Origin of the sequence: Streptomyces sp. A0592, from assembly GCF_004795115.1 — a bacterium.
In the GTDB taxonomy this organism is placed as follows: Bacteria; Actinomycetota; Actinomycetes; order Streptomycetales; family Streptomycetaceae; genus Streptomyces; species Streptomyces erythrochromogenes.
In genome coordinates this window covers 293104-319258 of the sequence record NZ_SSBM01000003.1, presented here as the reverse complement: position 1 = coordinate 319258, position 26155 = coordinate 293104, and the positions used below count along the sequence as shown (strand labels likewise).

Sequence of the window (26155 nt, the reverse complement as noted above, 5' to 3'; positions counted from 1 at the left end):
CCACGGGCGCACGCGCTACCTTCGGGAGAGGCGGTACGGGAGGAGCCTGGGCGTGGGGATCGAAAGCGACCACCTGGTCTACGAATATCTGAGCGCCGTCGGGGACTTGGCGCAGCGCCGCCATCTCTCCTCCGGCGACCGGATGAGGCTCGTGGCGGGGCTGCGGGACGAGATCGACCGTCGGCGCGCCAAGTACGACCCGGAGACCCCGGCGGCCGTCCGCCGCATCCTGGACCGCATCGGCACCCCCGAGGAGGTCCTGGACACCCTCGGCTCCCGGCAGGGCGCGGCCCCCGCCGCCCCCGCCGCCGCCCCCGCCGAACCGGCCCCGTCGGTGCCCTCCCAACGGGCCCCCGGCCGCCTGCGCCTGCCCGGCATGCCCCCGCCGCGGCCGACGCCGGAACGGGAGCCCGAGGCGCAGAACGTACCGCCGCACCTGGCCGGGCTGGACGAACTCGGCCCGTCCGGCGGCGCCGAGCCCGACTGGTGGCGGATGACGCCCGGCACGTACGGGCGCGGCCCGCAGGTCGACGGCTTCGCGGGCGGCATCGAGTTCCCGGACCTGTTCAAGGAAGGGCCGGAGGAGGACGCCGAGGAGGAGGACGGCACCCCGCCCGGGCCGCCGGACTCGCGCCAGCGGACCCTCGTACGGTTCCTGCGCGAGCGGCGGCGCGCGAAGGCGGAGGCCGCCGAGGAGGCCGGGGCACAGCCGGAGGCGGGAGCGGCCCCGGCCCGCCCGCGCCCCAACGCCTTCCTGCTGCTGGCCGCGGCGGTCCTCGTCGTCGGCGTCGTCAGCGGCCACTGGCTGCTGCTGGTCATCGGCTGGCTGCTGCCGTACGCCTCCCGGGTGCTGCGGCCCGCCGAACGCAAGTGGGCCGTCTTCGGGCCGCCCGGCGTGGTCCTCGCGGGCGCCGCGGTGTGGCTGTGGGGCCGCACCAACGGCAAGTGGGGCGAGACCCTGGCCGACGACCAGGTGGGCGGTGCGGTCCAGGGGATGTGGCCGTGGCTGCTGCGGGGCGCCGCGCTGGCGTCCGTGCTGTACCTGGTGTGGCGGGCACGCCGGCGCTGAGGCCGGCGCCGGGAAGAGCGCCGGCGGCCCGCCGACGCTCAGCCGCCGGGGATGCTCCGCTGCTCCTTCTCCATCGGCTGCGCCTCGGCGGCCCTGACCAGGTCGAGGAAGGCGGGCGCCTGGGCCACCTCCAGCAGTTGGGCGGGGGTGACGGGCGCCGACGTGTTCGACGCCTCGTGCGGGAACACCGACAGCCTGACGTTGCACTTCCCGAAGCGGAAGGAGACCTCCGTCTCGGTGGCCGCGCCGGTCGGGATCGTCGAGGCGTGTGCCTCGATGCCGCCGGGCAGGGTTGCCTTCGCGCAGACGCGGCCCCGGACCTCCTGGCAGGGCGAGGGCTTCTCGCCCGACGGCCGCACGGAGAAGATCAGCGGGAACGCCTTGCCGTCCTTGGTGGCCTGGAAGAAGTTCACCTTCAGGTCGGTGCGCTGCACGGTGCCCACGGCCGGAGGCAGCAGGCTCTGGAGCACGCCGACGGCCCTGTTCTGGAAGTCCTCCTGCCGGGCCCGCTCGGCGGGCGGCAGTCCGGCCATCGACGATTCGCCGGGTGTCGGTTCGATGTGGACCGGCTGCGGCGGAGCCGTCGGCGACGGCGGCGCGGCCACCACGACCTCGACCGGGCGCTGCCCGCCACCGCCCGGCAGCAGCGAGGCCGTGACCGCGCCGAGCGTCGCGACGGCCAGCACCCCGGCGCCGATCGCCACCCGTACGCGCGCCTTGCGGCGGCGGCCCTCCGCGCGGGCCGGGCCCGCCAGGTCCATCAGCGCGGGCAGTTCCGCGGTCGCCCGGTCCATCGCCTCGCGCACCAGCAGAGCGGTACGGGCGTCGGCAGTGTCCTCATTGGTACCCATGACGTCTCCTCAGCTCTCGGTGGCGTAGTCGGTGGCGTAGACGTGGGCGTCGCCCAGCCGCACGCGCAGCTTCGCCAGCGCGCGCGAGCACTGGCTCTTGACCGTCCCCTCACTGCACCGCAGCAGCTCCGCGACCGTCTCGACGCTCAGGTCCTCCCAGTAGCGCAGGACGACCATCGCGCGGGCCCGCGGCGGCAGCTCGGCCAGCGCGGCGAGCAGCGTGACGCGCAGGTCGGCGTGGTGCGGGGCCGGTGGCGGGTCGGCCCGCCGGTGGGCCAGCAGATCCCGCAGCCGGCGGCGCCGCTCGGCGAGGAAGGTGCGTGTCAGCACGGTCCTCGCGTACGCCTGCGGGTGGTCGGCGGCGGCCACGCGCTGCCAGTGCTGGAACAGCTTGGCGAGCGTCGTCTGGGTCAGATCGCGGGCGCCCTCGGCGTTCCCGCACAGCAGGTACGCGGTCCGGTACAGGCCCCGCTGGGAGGTCCGGGCGAAGGTCTCGAAGTCGAGGCCGCCGGTCGCCGCGTCACGCTCGGCCACCGGCCCGGGACCGTGCCCTGCTCGGGGCCCGTGCCCCTGCCCGTACTCGGGCCCGAAGTCCCGCGCTGCGTTGTGTTCGGCGCCTGGTGGCATCCGCCCTCCCTCTCACGTCGTGTCCGTCACCCCTGCCCTGAGCGCCGCCGCGCCGAAAAGGTTGAACACGAGTTCCGGGAAGGTTCCGGGAAGGTTCGCCGCACCGTTCACGGCCGTCCGCCCGCCTCGGCACAATGGACGGTATGAACCTGACCGTCGGCTTCGACCTCGACATGACCCTGATCGACTCCCGCCCGGGGATCCGGGCCGCCTACCGGGCGCTGTCGGCCGAGACGGGCACGTACATCGACGCCGACGCAGCGGTCACCCGCCTGGGCCCCCCGCTGGACGAGGAGCTCGCGCACTGGTTCCCGCCGGCCGAGATCCCGGCCATGGCGGACCGCTACCGGGAGATCTACCCCGACCACGCCATCGAGCCGACCCCGGCGATGCCCGGCGCCCGCGAGGCCGTCGCCGCCGTCCAGGCCATGGGCGGCCGCGCGATCGTCGTCACCGCCAAGCACGAACCCAACGCCCGCCTGCACCTGAAGCACCTCGGCATCGAGCCGGACGCCGTCATCGGCTGGCTGTGGGCGGAGGCCAAGGCGGGCGCGCTGCGCGAGCACGGCGCACAGGTCTACGTCGGCGACCACATCGGCGACGTACGCGGCGCCCGCACGGCCGGCGCGCTGTCCGTGGCCGTCCCGACCGGCCCGTGCCCGGAAACGGAACTGCGCGCGGCGGGCGCGGACGTGGTCCTGCCGGACCTCACCGCCCTGCCCGAATGGCTCGCACAGTACGTCGCCGCACGGCCCGTGTAGCCGTCACGCAGGAGCCATCAGGCCTCCTGGGAGGCCCGCGCCGCCCTGCGCTGGGCGGCCGCCGAGCGCAGCACACCCGCGGCGGAGATCGCGAAGCCGACGCCCATCAGCATGCACACGGCCCACGCGTACGACGGGAACGGGTCCACGTCGAGGAACAGCGGGGCCATCGTGGCCAGCGTGGCCACCGCCCCGGCGATGAACACGATGCCGCCGGCCTTGACCAAACCGTCGCCGGGCCGCGCTTCGTCCGAATGAGGAGTAACAGTCACCTCACCAGGGTAGTTCCCTGGCCGAAGCAGCCGACCGTGAAGGACCGGGGAACGTCTTGTCACCCGGCCCCCGACCATTAGCCTTGAGGTGGCGGGTCACACATGGCCCGCTGCGCTGTTGTCCGGAGCCGTTCGCGGCCCTCCGGACCCCGACGAGCACAAGGACAGAGGACGGACGTGCCTACCGGCAAGGTCAAGTGGTTCAACAGTGAGAAGGGCTTCGGCTTTCTCTCCCGCGACGACGGCGGTGACGTCTTCGTCCACTCGTCGGTACTCCCTGCCGGGGTCGATGCCCTCAAGCCCGGTCAGCGAGTCGAGTTCGGCGTCGTCGCCGGACAACGCGGTGACCAGGCACTTTCGGTGACCGTCCTGGACCCGGCACCCTCCGTCGCGGCCGCCCAGCGCCGCAAGCCCGACGAGCTCGCCTCGATCGTGCAGGACCTCACCACCCTGCTGGAGAACATCACCCCGATGCTCGAACGCGGCCGCTACCCCGACAAGGTGCACGGCACGAAGATCGCCGGACTGCTGCGCGCCGTGGCCGACCAGCTCGACGTCTGACCCGCATACGCGCACCTGCGCCCCGTCCCCCGCACGAGGGGCGGGGCGCAGCCGCGCGCGGCGCGAAGGCGGCTACGGGAAGGTGAGCGCGCCCGGCGCGATGGCCGGTACCAGACCCTCGGCCGCCGCCCGCGTCAGCAGCCCGCGCACCGCCGCGTAGCCGGAGTCGCCCAGGTCCGCCGTGAACTCGTTGACGTACAGCCCGATGTGCTGGTCGGCCACGGCCGGGTCCAGCTCCTGCGCGTGCGCGCGGACGTACGGGCGGGAGGCCTGCGGGTCGTCCCAGGCCATCCGGACCGAGGTGCGCGCCGACGCGGCCAGCGCCCGCAGCCGCTCCTCGCCCAGCGACCGCTTCGCGATGATCGCACCGAGCGGGATCGGCAGGCCGGTCGTGGACTCCCAGTGCTCGCCCATGTCGGCCAGGCAGTGCAGCCCGTAGTCCTGATAGGTGAACCGGGCCTCGTGGATGACCAGTCCGGCGTCCACCCGGCCGTCGCGCACCGCCGGCATGATCTCGTGGAACGGCAGGACGACCACCTTGCCGACGCCCTCCGGCAGCACGTCCGCCGCCCACAGCCGGAACAGCAGGTAGGCGGTGGAGCGCTCGCTCGGCACCGCGACCGTCCTGCCCGCCAGGTCCAGGCCCGGCTCGCGGGTCAGCACCAGCGGACCGCAGCCGCGCCCGAGGGCACCGCCGCACGGCAGCAGCGCGTACTCCTCCAGCACCCACGGCAGCACCGCGTACGACACCTTCAGCACGTCCAGCTCACCGCGCTCGGCCATGCCGTTGGTGATGTCGATGTCCGCGAAGGTGACGTCCAGGGCCGGCGCGCCGGGCACCCGGCCGTGCGCCCACGCGTCGAAGACGAAGGTGTCGTTCGGACAGGGCGAATAGGCGATCTTCAGCGGTTCAGCTTCGACCACGGTGTTGCTCATGGCGTTCTCCCCAGTTCGCGAGTACGGGCCCCAGCACGCGGAAGCCCTCGGCGAGCGCCGCCAGTGCGTCCCCGATGCGCCAGGCGGCACGGTCGCGCGGCCCCACGGCGTTGGACACGGCACGGATCTCCAGTACGGGCAGCCCGTGCGCGGCGGCGGCCTCCGCGACCCCGAAGCCCTCCATGGCCTCGGCCCCGGCCATCGGATGCCGGCCCGCGAGAGCGGCCGCCCCGTCGGCGGTCCCGGTCACGGTGGAAACGGTCAGCACGGGCGCCAGCAGCGCCCCGGTCGCCTCCGCGGCCCGGGCGGCCAGCTCGGCGGGCGGCAGGTGCACACTGCGCCCGAAGCCCAGCGACGCCACGTCGACGAACCCGTCGGGGGTCTGCGCCCCCAGGTCGGCCGCGACGATCGCGTCCGCGACCACGAGGGAACCGACCGGTGCGGCGGGGGCGAACCCGCCGCCGATGCCGGCGCTGACGACGAGCCCGTATTCGGTTCCGGCAAGGGCCAGCGCCGTGGCGGCGCCCGCGGCGGCCGCCGCCGGACCGACGCCGCCGACGAGCACGTCGAAGGCGATGCCCGGCAGGTCCCGGCGGGTGATGAGGTAACCCCCGGGGAGTGTGCGCGGCTCAGGGCCGGGACTGTCCGGATGAGGGGTCAGACCGGTGAGGACGGAGTCCGACTCCGCCCCCACCGCCGTCACGACGAGCGCGCGCACCGGTGTCGTCCGGTTACTTGAGCTTGAGGTTGAAGGACCAGACGGCGAGCGGCTTGCCGGCCGCGTCGATCTGCAGGAACGCCAGCTTCTTCGAGGTCGGCGCCTCGCCCTGGCCGCCCGTCGCGAAGACGTCGGCGCCCGGGAAGCTGCGGTACGTGTTCGACGAGGGCTCGGTGATCGGCTGGCCGTCGAGCACCGCCGACCAGCGCTTGCCGTCCTCGACGATCTCCGGCTCGACGCCGAGCCGCAGCGTGTCGCCACGGGCGTACTCGATGGTCTTGGGGTTCTTCAGGTTCGTGAGGCACTCCTGGACCTCGTCCACGGAGAGCTCCTTGCCGTCGTTGTGGCAAGAGGCCTCGGCGGAAACCGACTCGCTGCCGACCGTCACGGTCGCGAGCGGGGTCGGCTTGTCGCAGGCGGAGAGGAGGAGGAGGCCGGCGGACACGGCTCCGAGGGCCGCGACGCTGCGGCGGGCCCTACCCGAGAAAAGCGGTGCGGTCATGAGCCGAAGGCTATCGGGCCCTTGGGCCGCGCCGCTGCATGGGGTACCGCTGGCCTGCGGCGTGGCTCCCGCCGGGGCCGCCGTTCGCGTGGGCGCGGCGCCCTTCGGCGCCCGCCGGGGTGACGGTGTGCGTGCCCGGCGCGCCGCCGGTGCGGGGGCGCTGCCCCCCGGCCCCCCGCGCCTCGAACGCCGACGGGACCGGGGTGGTGGGGCGGGAGCAGGGGTCACGCGACTCTGGGGCGGGACGGTCGCTGCTGGGGGTGGTGGCGGGGGGCCGAGAGGAAGCCGCGGACCGCCATCGTCGCGCCCAGCGCGACGATCGCCGCCGCCACCGACATGCCCAGTACGCCGTTCAGCGGCAGCACGATGCCGATCGCCCCGCCCAGCACCCACGCCACCTGGAGCAGCGTCTCCGAACGGGCGAACGCGGACGTCCGTACCGCCTCCGGCACGTCCCGCTGGATCATCGCGTCCAGCGACAGCTTCGCCAGCGCCTGGCAGAAGCCCGCCGTCGCGGCCAGCACCGCCACGAACAGCCCGCTGAAGAAGACGGCCGCCAGCACCGCCACACCGAGCGTCACGCACAGCACCGACGCGATGATCGCCTCCGGCGCCCGCGCCCGCAGCCACGCGCCCACCGCCGTGCCGCAGGCGTTGCCCACACCCGCCGACACGCCCACGATGCCCAGCGACACCGCCGCGCTCTGCCCCGCCAGCGGATGCTCCCGCAGCAGGAACGCCAGGAAGAAGATCAGGAACCCGGACAGCCCGCGCATCGCCCCGTTCGCCAGCAGCCCGCACAGCACGCTGCGGCTCACCGTCCGCAGACCCGGCCGCTTCGAGTGCGCCTCGTGCGTCGACAGCCGGGCGCGCCGCTCGCCCTTCGCCTCGTCCACCTTGTGCGGCAGCGTGAACGCCGCGAAGGTGCCGCCCAAGAAGACGACGCAGGCCCCGTACAGCGGCCACTGCGGCCCGATCGAGTTCAGCCCGGCGGCGACCGGCGCCGCGGCCCCCGTCGCCAGCAGACCGGCCAGCGTGACCCGGGAGTTCGCCTTGACGAGTGAGAAATTCGGTGGGAGGAGCCGGGGCACCACCGCGCTGCGCACCACCCCGTACGACTTGGACGCCACCAGCACGCCCAGCGCCGCCGGATACAGCTGCAGACCCCCCGTGGCCACCGCGCCCGACATCATCACCGCGAGGAGCGCCCGCGCCAGCATCGCCGCCGCCATCGAGGCCCTGCGGCCGTGCGGCAGCCGGTCCAGCAGCGGACCGATCACCGGGGCCAGCACGGTGAAGGGCGCCATCGTGATCGCCAGGTACAGGGCCACCCGGCCCCGCGCCTCGTCCGTCGGCACCGAGAAGAACACCGTCGACGCCAGCGCCACCGTGATCATCATGTCGCCCGCGCCGTTGATCGCGTGCAGCTCGATCAGCTTGCCCAGACCCGACTCGCCCGCCCCGTGCGCGTGCGTGGCCCGCCGGATCCCCTTGGCCGGACCGGTGATCGGACGGTGCAGGGCACGCCCGACAGCCCGGCCGGCCCGCCTGGCCGGTCCCGAGCCGTCGTCGGACGACCGTACGGGTGCCACACTCGACATAGTGCCCCACACGGCCCCCCACGAGCGCCTCCCGGCGCGTCGCGGAACCGGCGGCTTGTCCGCGAATCGGACCTTGCATGTGTGCCCAGGGCTTAAGAGGAGGTAGCGTGCGTAGCGCGCCACCGGCGGTTGCTCCTGGCCGCGCGCCTCTTCGTGATCCCGCAGAATGGATCGCAGTGAGGTGCGCCCGGAGTCCGATCGGGTGCGGACGTCGACGCGGCCCTCTGGTCCGCTCCGCCCGCGCCTCGTACGGACAGCACCACCGGGTCGTTGTGGACGACAGTACGGACGGCGCACACGTGAGACGGCGTAGGAGAGAACGAGACCAGTGAGTGCTGCGACGACGCGAAGCCGTACCCCGCGTACCCCCGACCGCCTCTGCGTCGAGGCGGTGGAACTCGCCCGCGCGGCCGCCGAAGAGGCAGCCTTCCCCGGCGTGGTGGGCGCCCACGTCTCCGCCGTGGCGGAGGGCGACCGCGTCGTCACCCACTTCTTCGAGTCCAAGGAACCGGGATACCGCGGCTGGCGCTGGGCCGTCACCGTGGCCCGCGCCTCCCGCGCCAAGAACGTCACCCTCGACGAAACGGTGCTGCTCCCCGGCGACGACGCCCTCCTGGCCCCCGAGTGGGTGCCGTGGAGCGAGCGGCTGCGCCCCGGTGACATGGGCCCCGGCGACCTGCTGCCCACCGAGGCCGACGACCTGCGGCTGGAGCCGGGCTGGTCTGGCGAGGACGCCCCGCCGCCGAACTCCGTGGTCTCCACCGAGATGGCCGAACTCGTCGAGGCCGAGGACGCCGACGTCACCGACCGCGTGACCGTCCCCGTACGCGGCTCCATCACGGCGGTCGCCGAGGAACTCGGCATGCGCCGGGCCCGCGTGCTCTCCCGCTACGGGCTGCACAGCGCCGCCGACCGCTGGGACGAGTCCTTCGGCGCGAAGACCCCGATGGCGCAGGCCGCCCCCGCGTCCTGCGTCTCCTGCGGCTTCCTCGTCGCCGTCGGAGGCTCCCTCGGCCAGGCCTTCGGTGTCTGCGCGAACGAGTTCAGCCCGGCCGACGGCCGCCTGGTGTCGCTGTCCTACGGCTGCGGCGGCCACTCCGAGGCCGCGGTCATGCCGGCGCCGCTGCGGCCGGCCCCGCCGGTCCTCGACTCGATGGCCTCCGACGAGTTCGTCCTGCGGCCGGCCGCCGACACGGGCTCCGTCCCGGTCCCGGACGCCCAGGCCGCGGACCTGGACCTCGGCCACTCGTAACCCGTAAGGGGCCCGCGGGCCCGCCGGAGGGAGTACGGGACCCGCGGCGGCCGACGGAGGACGCCGACGCCGTCAGTCCCGCGCGCGGCGGCGGAAGAGACGCTTGGCACCGAAGACGAGGACCAGGCCGCCCGCCAGGACCAGCGCGCCCTTGCCGAAGCTGGCCGTCGGCTCCGGCGAGGTCGCCGCGTCCGGGGGCGACCCGGGCTGCGGCGAGGCCGAACCGCCGGACGAGGGGGCCGCGGCCACCGGAACCGCGATCACCCGGCTGCTCGCGCCCTCCGAGCCGAACATGAGCGTGGAGCCGTCCGCCGTGTACGTCACCGACTCCGCCTGCCCCTGCCACGGCGCGTCCACCCGCTCGCCCTCGCCCTCCGGCCGGGCGTCCTTCCACGGGTACGTCCGGGCGGTGAAGTAGCCGCGCAGCGTCAGCCGGTTCCCGTCCGGGGAGAACGCCCCGTCCGTCACCCACGGGACGTCGGCGACCCGCCGGAAGACGTTGGCCCCGCCCGTCGACAGCTCCGAGGGACCCTCGTACAGGCCGCCCTTGCTCTCGTTCTTGCTCGCGATGTACACGCGGCCCGTCACCGGATGGACCATCAGGGACTCGGCGTCGCGCGGACCGTCCTCGTACCGCACCGTGAACTGCGTCGCCTTGACCGTGACATCACCCAGTTGCCGCGGCTCCTGGAAGCGGTAGACCCACACGTGGTCCCAGGTGCCGCCCCGGTTGTCGCCGATGTCCCCGACGTACAGCTGCCCGTCCGGACCCAGCGAGATCGCCTCGACGTCGCGCGGCCGGCCGATCCCCGTCAGCGTCACCCGGGCCACGGTGCTGCCGGTGGCCGAGTCCACCCCGTAGACGTACGGGCCGTCCTCGCTGTCGTTGTGCGTCCAGTAGACACCCGGATGGACGCGGCTGGCCGCCAGCCCGCTCGACTCCTTGATCCGCGGATCGGAGATGGTGAACGAGGACGACCCGGGGGACTGCGCGGCGGACGCCGTCCCCGGCAGCACGGCCACGACGACGCCGACGGCGGCGGCGAGGGCGGTGGCGGTCGCGGTGGCGGCGGTCGCGAGGGCGGCGGCGGACGGCAGGGGCAGGCGCATCCTCCCAGCCTGCCAGTACGTGCCGCGTGTCCGGCGTCACAGGGGTTTCTGTCGCGCGATCCGCGATGATGACCGGATGCGTTTCATGTTCGTCGGCGACTCCATGACCATCGGACGCGCCGGCGACTACACCTGGCGCTACCGGATGTGGCAGCACCTCAACTCGACCTTCGGCGGCCCCTACCGCATCGTCGGCCCGCGCTGCGAGGTCTACGACACCACCGCCGACGCGGCCGTCAGCCACGTGTACGCCGACCCGGGCTTCCCGGACCACGCCCGCCGCCACCTGGCCGGCTGGGGCGAGGGCTGGCAGCACATGGCGCCCGTCATGGCCGAGGCCGTCGCCGCGCACCGACCGGACGTCCTGCTGGTCTCCCTGGGGCTGATCGACCTCGGCTTCTACACCGACGCCGAGCAGACCGCCGACAACGTCCGCCGCTTCGCAGCGGGAGCCCGCTCCGCGCACCCCGGCGTCCGCATGGTCCTGCTGCCGGTCATCCCGAACAGCCGCGCCGAGGAGGACGCCCCCTTCGCGGCCGAGGTGGCCCGCTTCAACGAGCTCCTCGCCAAGGCCGTGGCCGACCTCACCACGGACGCCTCGCCGATCCTGCTGGCCGCGCGCCCGGCCTCGTACGACATCCACCGGGACACCTACGACGGCACCCACCCCAACGCCTCCGGCGAGCACCGGCTGGCGGGGGAGTTCGCCGCGGTCCTGCACCAGGCCTGGGGCATAGGAGGCCCCTACCGCCCCGAGCACGGCTGATTCGACCAGCTTCACCGCCTGCACCGGGCCGGCTGCCGCAGCCCACCAGGGGGCTACGGCAGCACTTACCCCTCCAGCTGTCCGATCACCAGGCGAAGGCCTCCGGGGACGGTCCCGGGCCGGGGAAGATCTCGTCCAGCCCGGCCAGCACCTCCTCGCTCAGTTCCAGCTCCAGCGCCCGCAGGGCACTGTCCAACTGCTCGGCGGTCCGCGGGCCGACGATGGGGCCCGTCACTCCCGGCCGGGTGAGCAGCCAGGCCAGGGCGACCTCACCGGGCTCCAGGCCGTGCTTGTCGAGCAGGTCCTCGTACGCCTGCACCTGCGCCCGTACCGAACTGTTGGCCAGCGCGTCCGCCGACCGCCCCGAGGCGCGGCGGCCGCCCGAGGCCTCCTTCTTGATGACCCCGCCCAGCAGTCCGCCGTGCAGTGGCGACCACGGGATGACCCCGAGGCCGTAGTCCTGTGCCGCCGGGATGACCTCCATCTCGGCGCGCCGCTCGGCGAGGTTGTAGAGGCACTGCTCACTGACCAGGCCGACCATCCCGCGCCGGGCAGCCGTCTCGTTGGCCTGGGCGATCTTGTAGCCGGGGAAGTTGGAGGAACCTGCGTAGAGGATCTTGCCCTGCTGGATGAGTACGTCCACGGCCTGCCAGATCTCCTCGAAGGGGGTCCGGCGGTCGATGTGGTGGAACTGGTAGACGTCGATGTGGTCGGTGTGGAGCCGCTTGAGACTGGCCTCGACGGCCCGGCGGATGTTCAGGGCCGACAGCCGGTCCTCGTTGGGCCAGGTGTCCCCCTCGCGAGACATCGAACCGTAGACCTTGGTGGCCAGGACCGTCTTCTCGCGTCGGCCACCGCCCTGCGCGAACCAGGTGCCGATGATCTCCTCGGTGCGGCCCTTGTTCTCACCCCATCCATAGACATTGGCGGTGTCCACGAAATTCAGACCCGCGTCGAGGGCTGAGTCCAGGATGCCGTGGCTGGTCGGTTCGTCTGTCTGCGGACCGAAGTTCATCGTGCCGAGGACGAGTCGGCTGACCTTGAGTCCGGTGCGTCCGAGCTGCGTGTACTTCATGGGACCCAAGCCAACTGCTTCGAGTCCACTCCAGGCAAGAGCGGCTCACGCAGGCCTCGCCCGTCGTGACACAAGGAGGAGACGGTCAGCTCTCGCTGTGGTCCGCCACCAAGTCCCGGACCCGACGCCTGAAGTCCAGCGGGATCAAGACCTGTACGCGGCCCCGTCCTTCCTGCTGCATGCCGGCATGCCCCTCCACGGACATGGCTGCCACAACGGTCATCGGCGGCGGCTCCTCGGCGTGGATGACCACCCTGACTCCGGCCGCCCGGAGTTCCTTGACAGGCGGACCACTCCAAGGACCCTTGCCACGCGCTCTCCCGTCCCCTGCGGTGCTCGGAGACAGACGCTAGGGAGCCCGGGTCCGCGTGGCGGCAAAATGGTTGGTTCGGTACCTCGAACGTGTACGGATGGAGCTATGGACAAGGGCCGCACCGAGCCGCCGAGGAGTACGGGCTCGGGGCCATCACGGGGTCACCGCTGCGTGGGGCCGGCCGCGTACGCCGGAGCAGCTCGGCTCGGCGCTGCGCGCCGTGGAGCTGGAGCTGGGCGAGGAGGTGCTGGCCGGACTGGACGAGGTCTTTCCCGGGCCGGGGCCGTCCCCGGAGGCCTTCGCCTGGTAGCCGGCGTCCGGGGGCCGCCGCCGGTCGGGACTACTGGCCGGTGGCGGCCGCCACGGCGACGACGAGGAACATCAGCACGAGCACGCCGGCCATCACACGGTTTCTGGTCTTGGGATCCACCCGTCGAGCCTAACGCGGCAGCCCCCGCATCGTGGACGCAGGGGCTGTGCCGTGGTGGGTGCGCTGCCGGCCGTGGCCGGACGGTCACTGCCAGCTCATGTCACCGTTCTGCGCGGCGACCGGGGGCTTCGCGGCGGTGAGCGGGGCGGCGGAGGCGACGGCGGGGGCGCCGAGGACCAGGGCGAGGGCGACGACCGCGGCGGCCTTGAAGATTCGGGTGGTGTTCATGATGTCCGGTGTCCTTTCGGGGTGCCGTGAGGCGTATCGACGGTGGCTTGCCGGTCGGTCCCGCACCCCGCGGTGGCGCTGTCCCTTTCCGGTGAGACCTAGCTAAGCCGCAGCTCAGCAGGGGGAGAAGGGGTATCGGCTGGCCCAAACCGTCCGTGGACGGATGAGGACACGGACCGCCCGCGCCCCCGCCCGCGGCACGGCACGGCGCCGTCAGTGGCTCCGTTGCTCCAGCACGGACAGGGGCATCAGGGGGACGCCCACGTCCAGCAGGCGTGCGGCGGGCAGGGCCCGCACGCCGAGCAGGCGCCGGCAGACGGCCTCGGCGTGCTGCTCCGCCTCCTCCAGGGAGTCCGAGAGCAGGTAGAAGCCGAGGGTGAAGTGCTCCGCGGACTGCGGGTGCACGGCCAGGTGCTCCACCCGGTCCCTGGCGCGCAGCCCGGCACGGGCCGCCTCGCGCAGATCATCGGGCACTTCCACCGGAGGCACCGTCCGCAGACGGGCATGGACGAGGTACATGCCTCCACCGTCGCCCCGGCGGACCGGTGCGGGACACCGATCCGACTGGCCGTTTGTGGCCGTGGACACATGAGTCCAACCGGCGCTTCTTTGAGATGATCTTTCCATCGAAGTGCCAACGGGTGGGGGGAACCACATGTTGACCGAACTGGGCCTCGACGCGAGAGCCGAGGCCGTCTACCGCGCCATGCTCATGGAACCCGGGTCGGGCGTCACCGCGCTCGCCGGTGCCGTGGGGATCGGCGAGGGCGATGTACGCGAGGCCCTGGACCTGCTGAGCGAGCTGGCCCTGGTCCAGCCGTCCGCCGACGACAGCGGGCGGCTGCGCGCCGTCTCCCCGGACATCGGGATGGAGATCCTGATGGCCCGGGGGCAGGCCGAACTCGCCGCGCAGCAGCAGCGGCTGGAGGCGTCCCGGGCCGCCGCGGCCAGGCTGATCTCCGAGTACTCGGAGCTGCGGCCGGCCGCCAGCCATCCCGGTGTGGAGCAGCTGATCGGCCTCGACGCCGTCCGCGACCGGCTGGTCGCGCTGACCCGGGAGACGAAGGAGGAGCTGCTGGCGTTCTCTCCGGACGCCACACTGAGCGAGTCGGCGCTGGCCGCCTCGCGCCCTTTGAACCGGACGATGCTCGAACGCGGCGTCCGCATGCGCACCCTGTATCTCGACAGCGTGCGCAACAGCCGGCCCTCCGTCGAGCATGCCAACTGGCTCACGGAGCTCGGCGGGCAGGTCCGTACGGTGGCGTCGCTGCCGACGCGGATGCTCATCGTCGACCGCAGGACGGCGCTGATCCCCGTGAGTGACGACTCCGCGGCGGGCGCGGTCGTCCTGACCGGGCACGGCATGCTGGTCGCCCTCTGCGCGCTCTTCGAGTCGACGTGGGCGCAGGCGCAGCCGCTGGCGGAGGTGGCGGTCCTGGGGCCGGACGGCCTCACCGCGCAACAGGCCGCCGCTGTGCGGCTGTTGGCGGAAGGGCACACGGACGACGCGATAGCCAAGCGGCTGGGGGTCTCCTCGCGCACGGCCCGGCGGATCGCCAACGAGCTGATGGAACGCCTCGGCGCCCGCAGCCGCTTCGAGGCCGGGGTCCGTGCCGTCCAGGAGGGCTGGCTGCCCACGCGGGCTTAGGCCGTCTCTTTCGGATCTTGCCGGGCCCGCGCCGCCCGGCACCGCACCCGGCCGCGTTGTCGAGGCGCCCGAGTACGTCCAGTACACGGGCGCCCCTCCGCCTTGCCGGCCACGGCACCGGACGACGCGGGCCCGACCGACAAGATCCGAAAGAGATGGCCTAGTCGCCCCGCGCAGCGCCAAAGCCGCCGGGCGGGACCACGAGATTGGTCCCGCCCGGCGGCTTTCGTGTGTGCGGGGGGTGCGGATCAGGCCAGTGTGGCCAGGTCCGGCCATGGCCCTTTCGGGCCAGTCGATCTCTCTTCCGCCCGGCCCGGGCCGGGGCGAATCTATTGCTTGTCACCGGGGCAGCCCCCCGGAGACGAGCACTGAAGGCCCTGAAAGCCCTGAACGGACGCCACCGCGGGACGTCCGAGGGCGACGGGTTCACGCCACCAGCCCATTCGTTTCGGAAGGACGAACCACACCCATGCGTACTGGAATCCTCCGGGCCACCGCGGTCGTCGCCCTCACCCTCGGCATCACCTCCGTGGCGCCGATGGCCTCCGCCCACGCCCCGGCGCACCCGGTCCCGGCGACCGGAACGGCCGGCCCGGCCGGCACCCCGCTCGCCCCGGTCACCGCGGTGACCGGCCCCCGCTAGCCCGCCCGGCCGCGCCACCCGCGCCACCCGCGCCACCTGAGCCACCCGCAGGATCCCCAGGACCGCTGTACCTGCAGGACAGCTGTCCGTCCGCCACACCTCGCACGCCACACGCCACACCTCGTACGTCGCGTCACCGCCGGTCGAGCCCGCGCTCCCGGCCACCCCAGACCTCGCCTGCCAGAACCGGAGCACAGCCATGTCCCGATACGGGTTGCACACCCGCCATGCCGCCGTAGCCGCCCTCATCGCCGGGGCCGTCGCCGTCGGCACCGTGGTCGCCGTCGACACCGCGGCGTTCGCCGCCCCGGCGGCCGCCACCGCCGAAACACCCATCCCCGTCGCAGACGACTACGGCAGCACCGGCCAGGGCGCGGAGGAGCCGGTCGACGGGGAAGTCCGGGCGTCGCTCTACTCCGCGGCCAGCACGACGATCACCCGAAGCTCGGTGATCGCCCGGGCCAAGAGCTGGGTCGGCATCGGCCTGCGCTACAGCGGGGGCGGTCGCCACGGCGGCTACCGCACCGACTGCTCCGGATTCGTCTCGATGGCCTGGGACCTGGACTCCTCGCTGCTCACCGACACCTTCGGCCCCCGCGGCGTGACCGAGCAGATCTCCAAGGGGGAGCTGAAGGCGGGCGACGCCCTCCTCGACGACGACTCCGGTCCGAGCGGCCACGTCGTCCTCTTCGAGAAGTGGGTCGACTCCAGCCGCACCAAGTACTGGGGCTTCGACTTCACGCCGAGCGGAGTCCACCACCGCGTCTACGACTACCCGTACTACGACGGCTACGGACCCTTCGTCCCGGTGCGCAACAAGAACGTCGTGGACGACGTGACCACGCCGCCGACGCCCGCACCCGGCATGACCGACCTCGTCGCGGTCAACATCAACGGCGACGCCGTGGACGACGTGGTCGGCGTGGAGGCCTCGACCGGCAAGCTGTGGCTCTACAAGGGCACTTCCGCCGGAACCATCGCGACCGGCAGCACCCGTGTGGAGATCGGCAGCGGCGGCTGGAACGGCATGTCCAACCTCGCCGGCGGAGACTTCACCGGCGACGGCAAGGACGACCTCGTCGCGACCGAGGAGTCCAGCGGCAAGCTCTACCTCTACCCGGGCACGGGCAGCGGTGTCGGCTCCCGCAAGGAGATCGGCTCCGGCGGCTGGAACGGCATGAAGGACCTGGTCGGCGGCGACTTCAACGGCGACGGCAAGGCCGACATCGTGGGCGTCGAGAAGTCGACGGGCCAGCTGTGGCTGTACAAGGGCAACGGCGCCGGCTCCATCGGCGGCGGCGGCAGCCGCGTCCTGATCGGGTCCGGCGGCTGGAACGGCATGCACGACCTGGTCGGCATGGACATCAACAACGACGGCAGGACCGACATCGTCGGGGCCGAAACCTCGACGGGCAAGCTCTTCCTCTACAAGAGCAACGGCACCGGCCTGAACGCCCGCACCGAGATCGGCTCGGGCGGCTGGAACGGCATGAACGACCTCACCGGCGGCGACTTCACCTCGAACGCGAACGACGACCTCGTCGGCGTCGAGAAGGCCACCGGAAAGCTCTACCTCTACCCGGGCACCGGCACGGGTCTGGGGGCGCGCAAGGAGATCGGCACCGGCGGCTGGTAGCCCGCCCGTCCGACGCATCTCCCCGCTCTCCTTTCGCAACTCCCTTCCCTGACACCCTTTGTGGCACCTCCGTGCCGGTTTGGAAGCACTCCCATGTCTGTTGAGCCCACCACCGCCGACTCCACCACCCCCGCCGGCTCCACCTCCGCCTTCTCCCGTCTCATGTCCCGCCGGGTCCGCATAGCCACCGGCCTCGTCTGCGCCACCGTCGCCGCCGTGGCCCTCTCGGCCGGCGGCGCCAACGCCGACGGCGGTCCGGAGGACCCGCACGGCGACCTGCCCGTGCTGACCGCGGAGGACCTCGGGCTGCCCGAGAGCCCGCAGATGATGACGGCCATGGCGGCCACCTTCGGCGATGAACGCCCCGACTTCCAGATGCCGTTCAAGTGCGGTGAGACCTGGCAGGGCGCCTCCCGCCCCGGCCACACCCCGACCCCCAACGCGATCGACTGGACGCAGGGCGGCTCGACGCTCAACTCCCCCGTCGTGGCGAGCGCCGACGGCGTCGTGTCGAAGGTGAGGGACCTCGGCAACGACAGCTACGGCAAGTACGTGGTCATCAACCACGGCGGCGGCTGGTCCACCGTCTACGCCCACCTCAACGGCTTCAATGTCTCCAGCGGGTCCACGGTCAAGGCGGGCCAGCAGATCGGCATCGTCGGCAGCACCGGCCGGTCGACCGGCGCGCACCTCCACTTCGAGCAGCGCCACGACCTGGTGGACCAGCGCACGGTCTTCAACGGCACCCCCTTCAGCGGATCCGGAAGCTGGTCCAAGTCCCTGACCAGCAAGAACTGCGAGACCAAGACCCCGGACCCGAAGCCCGAGGGCCCCGGTGACGGAGGTACCGGCTCGACCGGCATGGTCGACCTGGCCTCGGCCGACCTCAACGGCGACAACGTGGTCGACGTCGCCGCGGTCGAGGCCTCCACCGGCAAGCTGTGGCTCTACAAGGGCGCCTCCAACGGCACCATCGCCTCCGGCGGCAACCGCGTCCTGCTCGGCTCCGGCGGCTGGAACGGCATGACCAATCTGACCGGCGGCGACTTCAACGGCGACGGCAAGGACGACATCGTCGCGGTGGAGGAGTCCACCGGCAAGCTGTGGCTCTACAAGGGCGCCGACAACTCGACGATCGCCTCCGGCGGCAGCCGCGTCCTGATCGGCACGGGCGGCTGGAACGGCATGGCCAACCTGACCGCCCTCAACCTCAACGGCGACAAGATCGCCGACCTGGCCGGCGTCGAGAAGTCCACCGGCAAGCTGTACCTCTACCCGGGCACGTCCAGCGGCCAGCTCGCCGCCCGCAAGGAGATCGGCTCGGGCGGCTGGAACGGCATGTCGAACCTGACCGGCATGGACCTGAACAACAGCGGCCGCCAGGACCTGGTCGCGGTGGAGAAGTCCACGGGCAAGCTGTTCATGTACCCGGGTGACAAGGGCTACCTGAGCCCGCGCATCATGATCGGTTCGGGCGGCTGGAACGGCATGTCCGACCTGATCGGCGGCGACCTGCTGAACTCGCAGCTGTCGGACGACCTGATCGCCGTCCAGAACTCCACGGGCAAGCTCTTCCTCTACCCGGGTACCGGCGCCGGCACCCTGGGTGCCCGCAAGGAGATCGGCACCGGCGGCTGGTAAGCACCCGAAGTGAAGACGCGTGAGGCGGCCCGTCCCTGCAGGACGGGCCGCCTCACGGCGTTCGCGGGCCGCGTACCCGGGCCGCGTACGCGGGTCAGCCGGACAGCGGCCAGGCGCGCACGGTCTCGTAGCGGGGCTGCTCACCCGGCACCCCGCTCACGGGCAGGTTGCTGCGGACCAGGCTGAGCGTGTCCACCTGCCAGGCCGTGCCCTCGAAGTCGGCGAGGGCGTCCAGGTAGGGACGCAGGGGCGTGCCGTGGCCGTGCCCGTGGCCTTCGCCGTGCCGGTGGTTGTGGTTGCGGGCCAGGGTGAGGTGCGGCGTGTACCGGCGGTGCTGCTCCATGGGTACCCCGGCCCGCCGCGCGGCGGCATCGGCCCGGTCGGCGAGCAGCCGCAGGGCGCCGAGCTCCCCGGCGGCGCCGGCCCACAGGGCGCGGTCGCCGAAGTGCCCGCAGCCGTGCAGGCGCAGCGCGAAGGGCGCCGTGCGGTGGGCGGCCCGCTCCAGGCGGGCGTGCAGTTCGGGGAGCACGTCTTCGTGCACCTCGCCCATGAAGGCGAGCGTGAAGTGCCAGCCCGCTTCCGCGGTCCAGGTCAGCCGGTCGTCGCGGAGCGGCCGGACCGCTTCCCGCAGCTCGGCGACGGCCGCCTCCGGCGGCAGTACGGCGGCGAACAGTCTCATGCGGCGAGCGTATCCGGGTGCGGCGGCGCCGCAGGGCCCTGCCCCGACCGGGTCCGGGCGGAGCCGGTCGGGGGCGGCGCCCCGTCGGGTCAGGCCACCGTCACCAGTTCGCGGCGGCGCGAGACGGCCGGGACGAACGCCACCCCGTGGCGGTCGACCCGCAGCCGGAGGTTGCCGACTCGGGCCAGGACCACGGCGATGGTCACGGACGCGGCCAGGGAGATCAGCGCGCCCGAGGCCATGCCGATGCGCGCGCCGTAGGTGTCGGTGATCCAGCCCAGCAGCGGGGCGCCCAGCGGGGTGCCGCCGGTGAACACCATCATGAAGAGGGCCATGACCCGGCCCCGCATCTCGGGGTCGGTGGCCATCTGCACGCTGGAGTTGGCGGTGACGTTGACCGTCAGGCCGAAGACGCCGATGGGCACGAGCAGTGCGGCGAACAGCCAGAAGCCGGGTGCGAAGGCCGTCACGAGCAGCAGTACGGAGAACAGTGCGGCCGCGGCCACCAGCAGTCGCAGACGGGAGTGCCCGCGGCGGGCGGCGAGCAGGGCGCCCGCGAGGGAGCCGGCCGCGATCAGGGTGTTGAAGAGCCCGTAGGTGCCCGCGTCGCCGTGGAAGACGTCGCTCACGAATGCCGACAGCCAGATCGGGAAGTTGAACCCGAAGGTTCCGATGAAGCCGACGAGGACGATCGGCCAGACCAGTTCGGGCCGGCCGGCGACGTAGCGCAGGCCTTCGCGCAGCTGTCCCTTGGCGCGGGGCCGGGGCTCGACGGGGTGCAGTTCCTTGGTCCGCATCATCAGCAGGCCGGCGATGGGTGCGGCGAAGGACAGGCCGTTGAGCAGGAAGGCCCAGCCGGAGCCGACGGCGGTGATCAGCACGCCGGCGATCGCCGGGCCGACCAGCCGCGCGGACTGGAAGTTGGCCGAGTTGAGGCTGACGGCGTTGGCGACCTGGTCCTTGCCGACCATCTCCGAGACGAAGGTCTGCCGGGCCGGGTTGTCGACAACGGTGACCAGGCCGAGGAGGAAGGCCGCGAGGTAGACGTGCCAGACCTCGACGTGCCCCGCGAGGGTGAGGGCGGCGAGTGCGATGCCGGTCAGGCCCATCGCGCTCTGGGTGGCGAGGAGCAGGGGCCGCTTGGGCAGCCGGTCCGCGAGTACGCCTCCGTAGAGGCCGAACACCAGCATCGGCAGGAACTGCAGGGCGATGGTGATGCCGACGGCGGAGGCGGAGCCGGTCAGCGACAGGACCAGCCAGTCCTGGGCGATGCGCTGCATCCAGGTGCCGGTGTTCGAGACGACCTGGCCGGTCGCGAAGAGCCGGTAGTTGCGGATCTTCAGCGAGCTGAACATCCCCCGATTCGCGCTCGGGGGTGCCGCGGGCCGCGCGGCGGTCGTGGGGGTGGATATGTGGCCGGGTGCGGAGTCTGCTCCGTTTCCCGTACTCAAAAGCGTTCGCCTCCTGGCGTCGTTCCTACAGGTGCGCGAGCTTCTCCAGGACGGGTGCGGCCGCGCGCAGCTTGGCCCATTCGTCCTCGGTCAGCTCTGCCGCGAGCCCTGCCAGGAAGGCGTTGCGCTTGCGGCGGCTCTCTTCGAGCATCGCTTCGGCCTCCTCCGTCTGGCGGACCACCTTCTGGCGGCGGTCGTCGGGGTGCGGTTCCAGCGTGACCAGTCCCTTGGCTTCCAGCAACGCGACGATGCGCGTCATGGACGGCGGCTGGACGTGCTCGCGCCGCGCCAGTTCACCGGGTGTGGCCTGGCCGCAGCGGGCGAGGGTGCCGAGGACCGACATCTCGGTCGGGCTCAGCGACTCGTCGACGCGCTGGTGCTTCAGGCGCCGCCCCAGCCGCATGACGGCGGAGCGGAGGTCGTTCACGGCGGCAGCATCGTCGCCATGGGAGAGGTCAGGCATGTACTTAGAATAACTCATTACTCTCGCTAAAGAACACCGGGTTTCCCGGTCATGCACCCGGTATGTGCCAGGTCACTCGTACGGGTGAGTCGGCGGCCGAAAGTGACCCGCGTACGCACCCTGTGCCCCGACTCTTTCGCCATGGGGACACATGTGCTGAGCATGCGCATAGACGGGGAGCTCCTCGACAGGCTCCGGATCCACGCCGCCAAACGCGGAATGAGCGTCCAGGACTATGTGGTCCGGACGCTCATTCGCGACGACTTCGACGAGCGCTTCAAGGCGGCCGTCGACGAGACGGAGAAGTTCTACGGGCTGACGTGAGCCCCGCCCGGCGGCCTAACCCAGGCCGAGCGCGGGCATCGCGTAGTAGAAGACGAACACCGCCGACACGACGTACATGGCAGTCGGGACCTCGCGGCCCCGGCCGGTCGCCAGACGCAGCACGCTGAAGGTGATGAAGCCGATGCCGATGCCGTTGGTGATCGAGTAGGTGAAGGGCATCATCACCATGGCCAGGAAGGCCGGGACGGCGATGGTGAAGTCGCTCCAGTCGATGTCCTTGACCGATCCCGCCAGGATCAGGAAGCCGACCGCGACCAGCGCGGGTGTGGCGGCCTGCGACGGGACCATGGTGGCCAGCGGGGTGAGGAACAGCGCCACGGCGAATAGGGCGCCCGTCACGACGTTCGCCAGACCCGTACGGGCACCCTCGCCGACGCCGGCCGTGGATTCCACGAAGCAGGTGGTGGCCGAGGAGGACGTCGCGCCGCCCGAGGCGACGGCGAGGCCGTCGACGAACAGGACCCGGTTGATGCCGGGGAACTCGCCGGTCTTCTTGTCGATCAGTTTGGCCTCGTCGCCGACGCCCAGGATCGTGCCCATGGCGTCGAAGAAGCAGGACAGCAGCACGGTGAAGACGAAGAGGATGCCGGTGAGCAGGCCGACCTTGTCGAAGCCGCCGAAGAGGCTGACCTGGCCGACGAGCCCGAAGTCCGGCGGGGCCACCGGGTTGCCGGGCCAGGCCGGGACGGTCAGGCCCCAGCCGGAGTCGGGCAGGTCGGCGACGAGCTGCACGACGACCGCGACGAGGGTCATGGCCACGATGGAGATCAGGATCGCGCCGGGGACCTTGCGGATCAGCAGGGCGAGGGTGAGCAGGGTGCCGATCGCGAAGATCAGGACGGGCCAGCCGTCCAGGTGACCGTTGCCGCCGAGCTGGAGCGGGACCGTGGTGTGCGCGGCGTCCGGGATGCGGGAGACGAAGCCCGAGTCGACGAGGCCGATCAGCATGATGAACAGGCCGATGCCGATGGCGATGCCCTTGCGCAACCCCAGCGGGACGGCGTTCATGACGCGCTCGCGCAGTCCGGTGGCGACCAGCAGCATCACCACGAAGCCGGCCAGGACCACCATGCCCATCGCGTCGGGCCAGCTCATGCGCGGGGCGAGCTGGAGGGCCACGACGGTGTTCACGCCGAGGCCCGCGGCGAGCGCGATGGGGACGTTGCCGATCACGCCCATGAGGAGGGTGGTGAAGGCGGCCGTCAGGACGGTGGCCGTCACGAGCTGGCCGCTGTCGAGCTGGTGGCCGTACATGTCCTTCGCGCTGCCCAGGATGATCGGGTTCAGCACGATGATGTACGCCATCGCGAAGAAGGTCGCGAAGCCGCCGCGGACCTCGCGGCCGACGGTCGAGCCGCGCTCGGAGACCTTGAAGTAGCGGTCCAGCCCGCCGGAGGGCTCCCGGGAGGGCTCCGGAGTGGCGGATGCGGGGGCGGGAGCAGGGGTGCTCATACGGTCCTCATTGGTGGTTCATACGAAGAAAATGGGCCGCGCCCAAACCGTTTCAGTATGAACACATAAGGGAAAGGCCGTCCATCTCCGCGCGTAGACCCTCGCGGGGCGGCCGAAGGCCCTGGCCGGACGGCTCCCGCTTAAACTTGCGGCATGGCGAAATGGACTGCGAAGCATGAGGCGCCCGAGCCCCTTGAGGGCCCCGTCGTCGCGACGGTCACGGGAGGAACGATCCTGTGGTTCGCCCTCTTCGTGGTCCAGCTGCCGTTCTACGGGTGGTTCGCCGACCGCGGCCAGCTGTGGTGGGTCTGGACCTGCGCGGCCGGCGGCTTCCTCGGCCTGATCGGCATCTGGTACGTCCGCGGCCGCGAGGCGGCCCTCAAGCGGCATTCCGCCGCTCAGGCCGCGCAGGAGCCGGGCGAAGCCGCAGGGGCCCCGTAGGTCACGGGCCCGGTAGGTCAGGGGCTCCGTAGGCCAGGGGTCCCGTAGGCCAGGGTCCGGGCCCCTCCCTGATGCGGGATCCGCCGGGCCGCGACCAGCGGACGATTCGGGTCATCCCCAAGTCGGATCTTCGGACTTTTCGGCGGGTGAAGCGTTCGAACCCCGCTTACCGTCGGAACCATGACGCATGGGGCGAGCATCGAGCACGACGGGCCGGAGCCGAGCGGCCCCGGCACGGCCATCGACGCAGGGGCCGAGCTCGACCCCGTGCACCCCGTGCGGCCACCGGCCCCCCGCTTCAAGCCGGGGGGGCTGACCACCGCCGAGGTCGCCGAGCGCGTGGCGCGCGGCGACGTCAACGACGTCCCCGTCCGCTCCTCGCGCTCCACCACCGACATCGTCCGCGGCAACGTCTTCACCCGGTTCAACGCGATCATCGGCGTCCTCTGGGTGGTCATGCTCATCGTCGCCCCGATCCAGGACAGCCTCTTCGGCTTCGTGATCATCGCGAACACCGGCATCGGCATCATCCAGGAACTGCGCGCCAAGAAGACCCTCGACGGCCTCGCCGTCATCGGCGAGGCCAAACCCAGCGTGCGCCGCGACGGCCGGACCGCGGAGATCTCCACCTCCGAGATCGTCCTCGGCGACGTCATCGAACTCGGCCCCGGCGACAAGGTCGTCGTCGACGGCTCCGTCGGCGAGGCAGAAGGCCTGGAGATCGACGAGTCCCTGCTCACCGGCGAGGCCGACCCCGTCCTGAAGAAGCCCGGCGACCAGGTCATGTCCGGCTCCTTCGTGGTCGCCGGCGGCGGCGCGTTCACCGCCACCAAGGTCGGCCGCGAGGCCTACGCCGCCCAGTTGGCCGAAGAGGCCTCCCGCTTCACGCTCGTCCACTCCGAGCTGCGCTCCGGCATCTCCACCATCCTCAAGTACGTCACGTGGATGATGATCCCGACCTCCATCGGCCTGATCATCAGCCAGCTCGTCGTCAAGGAGAACAACCTCAACGACGCCATCGCCCGGACCGTCGGCGGGATCGTCCCGATGATCCCCGAGGGGCTCGTCCTCCTCACCTCCGTGGCCTTCGCGATCGGCGTCATCCGCCTCGGCCGCAAGCAGTGCCTCGTCCAGGAACTGCCCGCCATCGAGGGCCTCGCCCGTGTCGACGTCGTCTGCCTCGACAAGACCGGCACCCTCACCGAGGGCGGCATGGACGTCACCGAGCTCCGCCCGCTCGGCGGCGCGGACCCGGCGTACGTCAAGAAGGTGCTCGGCGCCCTCGGCGAATCCGACCCCCGCCCCAACGCCAGCCTCCAGGCGATCATCGACGCCTACCCCGTCAGCGCCGAGTGGCGGTGCACCGAGTCCCTGCCCTTCTCCTCCGCCCGCAAGTACAGCGGCGCCAGCTTCAGCGAGGGCGACGGCGAGAACAACACCTGGCTGCTCGGCGCCCCCGACGTGCTGCTGCCCGCCGGGGACCCCGCCCTCGACGAGATCAACGACCTCAACGAACAGGGCCTGCGGGTCCTGCTGCTCGCCCGCTCCGCCCGCGAGCTCGACGACGAGGCCGTCGCCACCGGCGTCCGGCCGACCGCCCTGGTCGTCCTGGAGCAGCGGCTGCGCCCCGACGCCGCCGACACGCTGCGCTACTTCGAGGACCAGAACGTCAAGGCGAAGGTCATCTCCGGCGACAACGCGATCTCCGTCGGCGCGGTCGCCGGCAAGCTGGGCCTGCCCGGCGCGCAGAACACCGTCGACGCCCGCAAGCTCCCCACGGAGCAGGCCGAGATGGCCGAGGTCCTCGACGAGAACTCCGTCTTCGGACGCGTCACCCCGCAGCAGAAGCGGGACATGGTCGGCGCCCTCCAGTCCAAGGGCCACACTGTCGCCATGACCGGCGACGGCGTCAACGACGTGCTCGCCCTCAAGGACGCCGACATCGGCGTCTCCATGGGCTCCGGCTCGGAGGCCACCCGCGCGGTCGCGCAGATCGTCCTCCTCAACAACAGCTTCTCCACCCTCCCGTCGGTGGTCGCCGAGGGCCGCCGCGTCATCGGCAACATCACGCGCGTGGCCACCCTCTTCCTCACGAAGACGGTCTACTCGGTGCTACTGGCCATCCTGGTGGTCTGCTCGCAGGTCGAGTACCCCTTCCTGCCGCGCCACCTGACGCTGCTGTCGACCCTCACCATCGGCATCCCGGCCTTCTTCCTGGCGCTGGCCCCGAACAAGGAACGCGCGAAGCCGCACTTCGTGAAACGGGTGATGCGGTACGCCATCCCCGGCGGTGTGATCGCGGCGACGGCCACCTTCGTCACCTACCTGATCGCCCGCCACCACTACACGGGCGCGGACGCCCTGCCCGCGGAGGCCAGCGCGGCGACGCTGACGCTGTTCCTCACCTCGATGTGGGTCCTGGCGATCATCGCCCGCCCGTACACCTGGTGGCGCGTGGCCCTGGTGGGTGCGATGGGCGGAGCCTTCCTGATCGTCCTGATCGTGCCGTGGCTCCAGGAGTTCTTCCAGCTCAAGCTGGTCGGCACCACGATGCCCTGGGCCGCGGTGGCGGTCGCGGCGGCCGCCGCGACCCTCATCGAGTTCACCTTCCGCTGGGTCGACCGCAAGTTCCCGGCCTAGTTGGCTCGTTGTTCGCTTGTCAGTGCGAACCGGTACTCCTTCTG

At 72.0% G+C, this 26155-nt stretch carries 28 protein-coding genes and 1 pseudogene; 13 read left to right on the top strand and 16 right to left on the bottom strand.

The window, feature by feature from the left end:
• Positions 1-52: 52 nt before the first annotated feature.
• Positions 53-1069 (top strand): hypothetical protein, encoded by a 1017-nt coding sequence (locus tag E6U81_RS06820; protein WP_136229165.1) that lies wholly within the window; start codon positions 53-55, stop codon positions 1067-1069.
• A 38-nt stretch (positions 1070-1107) separates the two neighbouring features.
• Here E6U81_RS06820 and E6U81_RS06815 read toward each other — a convergent pair whose 3' ends face one another.
• On the bottom strand, positions 1108-1920 hold the full coding sequence (locus E6U81_RS06815; RefSeq protein WP_136229164.1) for a hypothetical protein: 813 nt from the start codon (positions 1918-1920) through the stop codon (positions 1108-1110).
• Positions 1921-1929: 9 nt separating this feature from the next.
• A complete protein-coding gene (locus tag E6U81_RS06810; protein ID WP_240803686.1) occupies positions 1930-2454 on the bottom strand; it encodes a SigE family RNA polymerase sigma factor in 525 nt (174 codons plus the stop codon).
• Positions 2455-2690: 236 nt separating this feature from the next.
• Between E6U81_RS06810 and E6U81_RS06805 the strand changes: the two genes are divergently transcribed.
• The gene (locus E6U81_RS06805; protein WP_240803685.1) at positions 2691-3308 is read left to right on the top strand and encodes an HAD family hydrolase; all 618 of its coding nucleotides are present in this window, start codon (positions 2691-2693) and stop codon (positions 3306-3308) included.
• A gap of 17 nt (positions 3309-3325) precedes the next feature.
• Here E6U81_RS06805 and E6U81_RS06800 read toward each other — a convergent pair whose 3' ends face one another.
• The gene (locus E6U81_RS06800) at positions 3326-3580 is read right to left on the bottom strand and encodes a hypothetical protein (RefSeq protein ID WP_136229161.1); all 255 of its coding nucleotides are present in this window, start codon (positions 3578-3580) and stop codon (positions 3326-3328) included.
• Positions 3581-3757: 177 nt separating this feature from the next.
• Here E6U81_RS06800 and E6U81_RS41665 point away from each other — a divergent pair, with 177 nt between their 5' ends.
• Positions 3758-4141, top strand: coding sequence for a cold-shock protein (locus E6U81_RS41665; protein WP_030012939.1), 384 nt, complete (start codon positions 3758-3760; stop codon positions 4139-4141).
• Positions 4142-4213: 72 nt separating this feature from the next.
• On the opposite strand, the gene E6U81_RS06790 is transcribed toward E6U81_RS41665, so the two are convergent.
• The 4 genes from E6U81_RS06790 to E6U81_RS06775 form a co-directional block, all read right to left on the bottom strand.
• On the bottom strand, positions 4214-5077 hold the full coding sequence (locus E6U81_RS06790; RefSeq protein ID WP_136229160.1) for a 1,4-dihydroxy-6-naphthoate synthase: 864 nt from the start codon (positions 5075-5077) through the stop codon (positions 4214-4216).
• Positions 5052-5795, bottom strand: a complete 744-nt coding sequence (locus E6U81_RS06785; protein ID WP_136229159.1) for a futalosine hydrolase — start codon at positions 5793-5795, stop codon at positions 5052-5054. Before E6U81_RS06785 ends, E6U81_RS06790 begins: the two co-directional genes overlap by 26 nt.
• 13 nt (positions 5796-5808) lie before the next feature.
• On the bottom strand, positions 5809-6297 hold the full coding sequence (locus tag E6U81_RS06780; RefSeq protein ID WP_136229158.1) for a DUF2771 domain-containing protein: 489 nt from the start codon (positions 6295-6297) through the stop codon (positions 5809-5811).
• A gap of 224 nt (positions 6298-6521) precedes the next feature.
• Positions 6522-7898 carry an MFS transporter gene (locus tag E6U81_RS06775; protein WP_136229157.1) on the bottom strand — a complete coding sequence of 459 codons (1377 nt, stop codon included), beginning with the start codon at positions 7896-7898 and terminating at the stop codon, positions 6522-6524.
• A gap of 328 nt (positions 7899-8226) precedes the next feature.
• On the opposite strand from E6U81_RS06775, the gene E6U81_RS06765 reads away from it, so the two are divergent.
• Positions 8227-9150, top strand: a complete 924-nt coding sequence (locus E6U81_RS06765; RefSeq protein WP_031158250.1) for a DUF3027 domain-containing protein — start codon at positions 8227-8229, stop codon at positions 9148-9150.
• 72 nt (positions 9151-9222) lie between these two features.
• On the opposite strand, the gene E6U81_RS06760 is transcribed toward E6U81_RS06765, so the two are convergent.
• Positions 9223-10260, bottom strand: coding sequence for a WD40 repeat domain-containing protein (locus E6U81_RS06760; protein ID WP_136229156.1), 1038 nt, complete (start codon positions 10258-10260; stop codon positions 9223-9225).
• Positions 10261-10336: 76 nt separating this feature from the next.
• Between E6U81_RS06760 and E6U81_RS06755 the strand changes: the two genes are divergently transcribed.
• Positions 10337-11026, top strand: coding sequence for a GDSL-type esterase/lipase family protein (locus tag E6U81_RS06755; protein WP_136229155.1), 690 nt, complete (start codon positions 10337-10339; stop codon positions 11024-11026).
• 85 nt (positions 11027-11111) lie between these two features.
• On the opposite strand, the gene E6U81_RS06750 is transcribed toward E6U81_RS06755, so the two are convergent.
• Both E6U81_RS06750 and E6U81_RS06745 read right to left on the bottom strand, forming a co-directional pair.
• Complete coding sequence (locus tag E6U81_RS06750) at positions 11112-12101, bottom strand: aldo/keto reductase (protein WP_136229154.1); 990 nt, start codon at positions 12099-12101, stop codon at positions 11112-11114.
• A gap of 85 nt (positions 12102-12186) precedes the next feature.
• Entirely contained in the window at positions 12187-12324 is a 138-nt protein-coding gene (locus E6U81_RS06745) for a hypothetical protein (protein ID WP_206309861.1), read from the bottom strand.
• Between the two features lie 271 nt (positions 12325-12595).
• On the opposite strand from E6U81_RS06745, the pseudogene E6U81_RS06740 reads away from it, so the two are divergent.
• Positions 12596-12724: pseudogene (locus E6U81_RS06740) on the top strand (aldo/keto reductase); the annotation flags it as partial.
• 204 nt (positions 12725-12928) lie between these two features.
• On the opposite strand, the gene E6U81_RS39680 reads toward E6U81_RS06740, so the two are convergent.
• Positions 12929-13072: a hypothetical protein gene (locus E6U81_RS39680; protein WP_168714572.1), complete on the bottom strand. Its 144-nt coding sequence runs from the start codon at positions 13070-13072 to the stop codon at positions 12929-12931.
• Positions 13073-13285: 213 nt separating this feature from the next.
• Positions 13286-13591, bottom strand: a complete 306-nt coding sequence (locus E6U81_RS06735) for a hypothetical protein (protein WP_136229153.1) — start codon at positions 13589-13591, stop codon at positions 13286-13288.
• A 136-nt stretch (positions 13592-13727) separates the two neighbouring features.
• On the opposite strand from E6U81_RS06735, the gene E6U81_RS41660 reads away from it, so the two are divergent.
• The 4 genes from E6U81_RS41660 (at position 13728) to E6U81_RS06720 (ending at position 18640) form a co-directional block, all read left to right on the top strand.
• Positions 13728-14720, top strand: a complete 993-nt coding sequence (locus E6U81_RS41660; RefSeq protein WP_136229152.1) for a LuxR family transcriptional regulator — start codon at positions 13728-13730, stop codon at positions 14718-14720.
• Between the two features lie 469 nt (positions 14721-15189).
• On the top strand, positions 15190-15363 hold the full coding sequence (locus tag E6U81_RS39675) for a hypothetical protein (protein ID WP_168714571.1): 174 nt from the start codon (positions 15190-15192) through the stop codon (positions 15361-15363).
• A 199-nt stretch (positions 15364-15562) separates the two neighbouring features.
• Positions 15563-16999 (top strand): FG-GAP-like repeat-containing protein, encoded by a 1437-nt coding sequence (locus E6U81_RS06725; protein ID WP_136229151.1) that lies wholly within the window; start codon positions 15563-15565, stop codon positions 16997-16999.
• A 93-nt stretch (positions 17000-17092) separates the two neighbouring features.
• The gene (locus tag E6U81_RS06720) at positions 17093-18640 is read left to right on the top strand and encodes a peptidoglycan DD-metalloendopeptidase family protein (protein ID WP_136229150.1); all 1548 of its coding nucleotides are present in this window, start codon (positions 17093-17095) and stop codon (positions 18638-18640) included.
• 94 nt (positions 18641-18734) lie between these two features.
• Here the strand turns inward: E6U81_RS06720 and thpR are convergent, their stop codons facing one another.
• From thpR to E6U81_RS06705, 3 genes are all read right to left on the bottom strand, one after another.
• The gene (gene thpR, locus E6U81_RS06715; protein ID WP_136229149.1) at positions 18735-19319 is read right to left on the bottom strand and encodes an RNA 2',3'-cyclic phosphodiesterase; all 585 of its coding nucleotides are present in this window, start codon (positions 19317-19319) and stop codon (positions 18735-18737) included.
• An 89-nt stretch (positions 19320-19408) separates the two neighbouring features.
• Entirely contained in the window at positions 19409-20770 is a 1362-nt protein-coding gene (locus E6U81_RS06710) for an MFS transporter (RefSeq protein WP_136229148.1), read from the bottom strand.
• A 25-nt stretch (positions 20771-20795) separates the two neighbouring features.
• A complete protein-coding gene (locus E6U81_RS06705) occupies positions 20796-21233 on the bottom strand; it encodes a MarR family transcriptional regulator (RefSeq protein WP_030662370.1) in 438 nt (145 codons plus the stop codon).
• A 141-nt stretch (positions 21234-21374) separates the two neighbouring features.
• Between E6U81_RS06705 and E6U81_RS06700 the strand changes: the two genes are divergently transcribed.
• On the top strand, positions 21375-21557 hold the full coding sequence (locus E6U81_RS06700) for a hypothetical protein (RefSeq protein ID WP_030010567.1): 183 nt from the start codon (positions 21375-21377) through the stop codon (positions 21555-21557).
• A 15-nt stretch (positions 21558-21572) separates the two neighbouring features.
• Here the strand turns inward: E6U81_RS06700 and E6U81_RS06695 are convergent, their stop codons facing one another.
• Positions 21573-23030 carry an NCS2 family permease gene (locus E6U81_RS06695; protein WP_136229147.1) on the bottom strand — a complete coding sequence of 486 codons (1458 nt, stop codon included), beginning with the start codon at positions 23028-23030 and terminating at the stop codon, positions 21573-21575.
• Between the two features lie 153 nt (positions 23031-23183).
• On the opposite strand from E6U81_RS06695, the gene E6U81_RS06690 reads away from it, so the two are divergent.
• Positions 23184-23471, top strand: a complete 288-nt coding sequence (locus tag E6U81_RS06690) for a DUF2530 domain-containing protein (RefSeq protein WP_136229146.1) — start codon at positions 23184-23186, stop codon at positions 23469-23471.
• A gap of 180 nt (positions 23472-23651) precedes the next feature.
• Positions 23652-26111, top strand: coding sequence for a cation-translocating P-type ATPase (locus E6U81_RS06685; protein WP_136229145.1), 2460 nt, complete (start codon positions 23652-23654; stop codon positions 26109-26111).
• Positions 26112-26155: the final 44 nt, after the last annotated feature.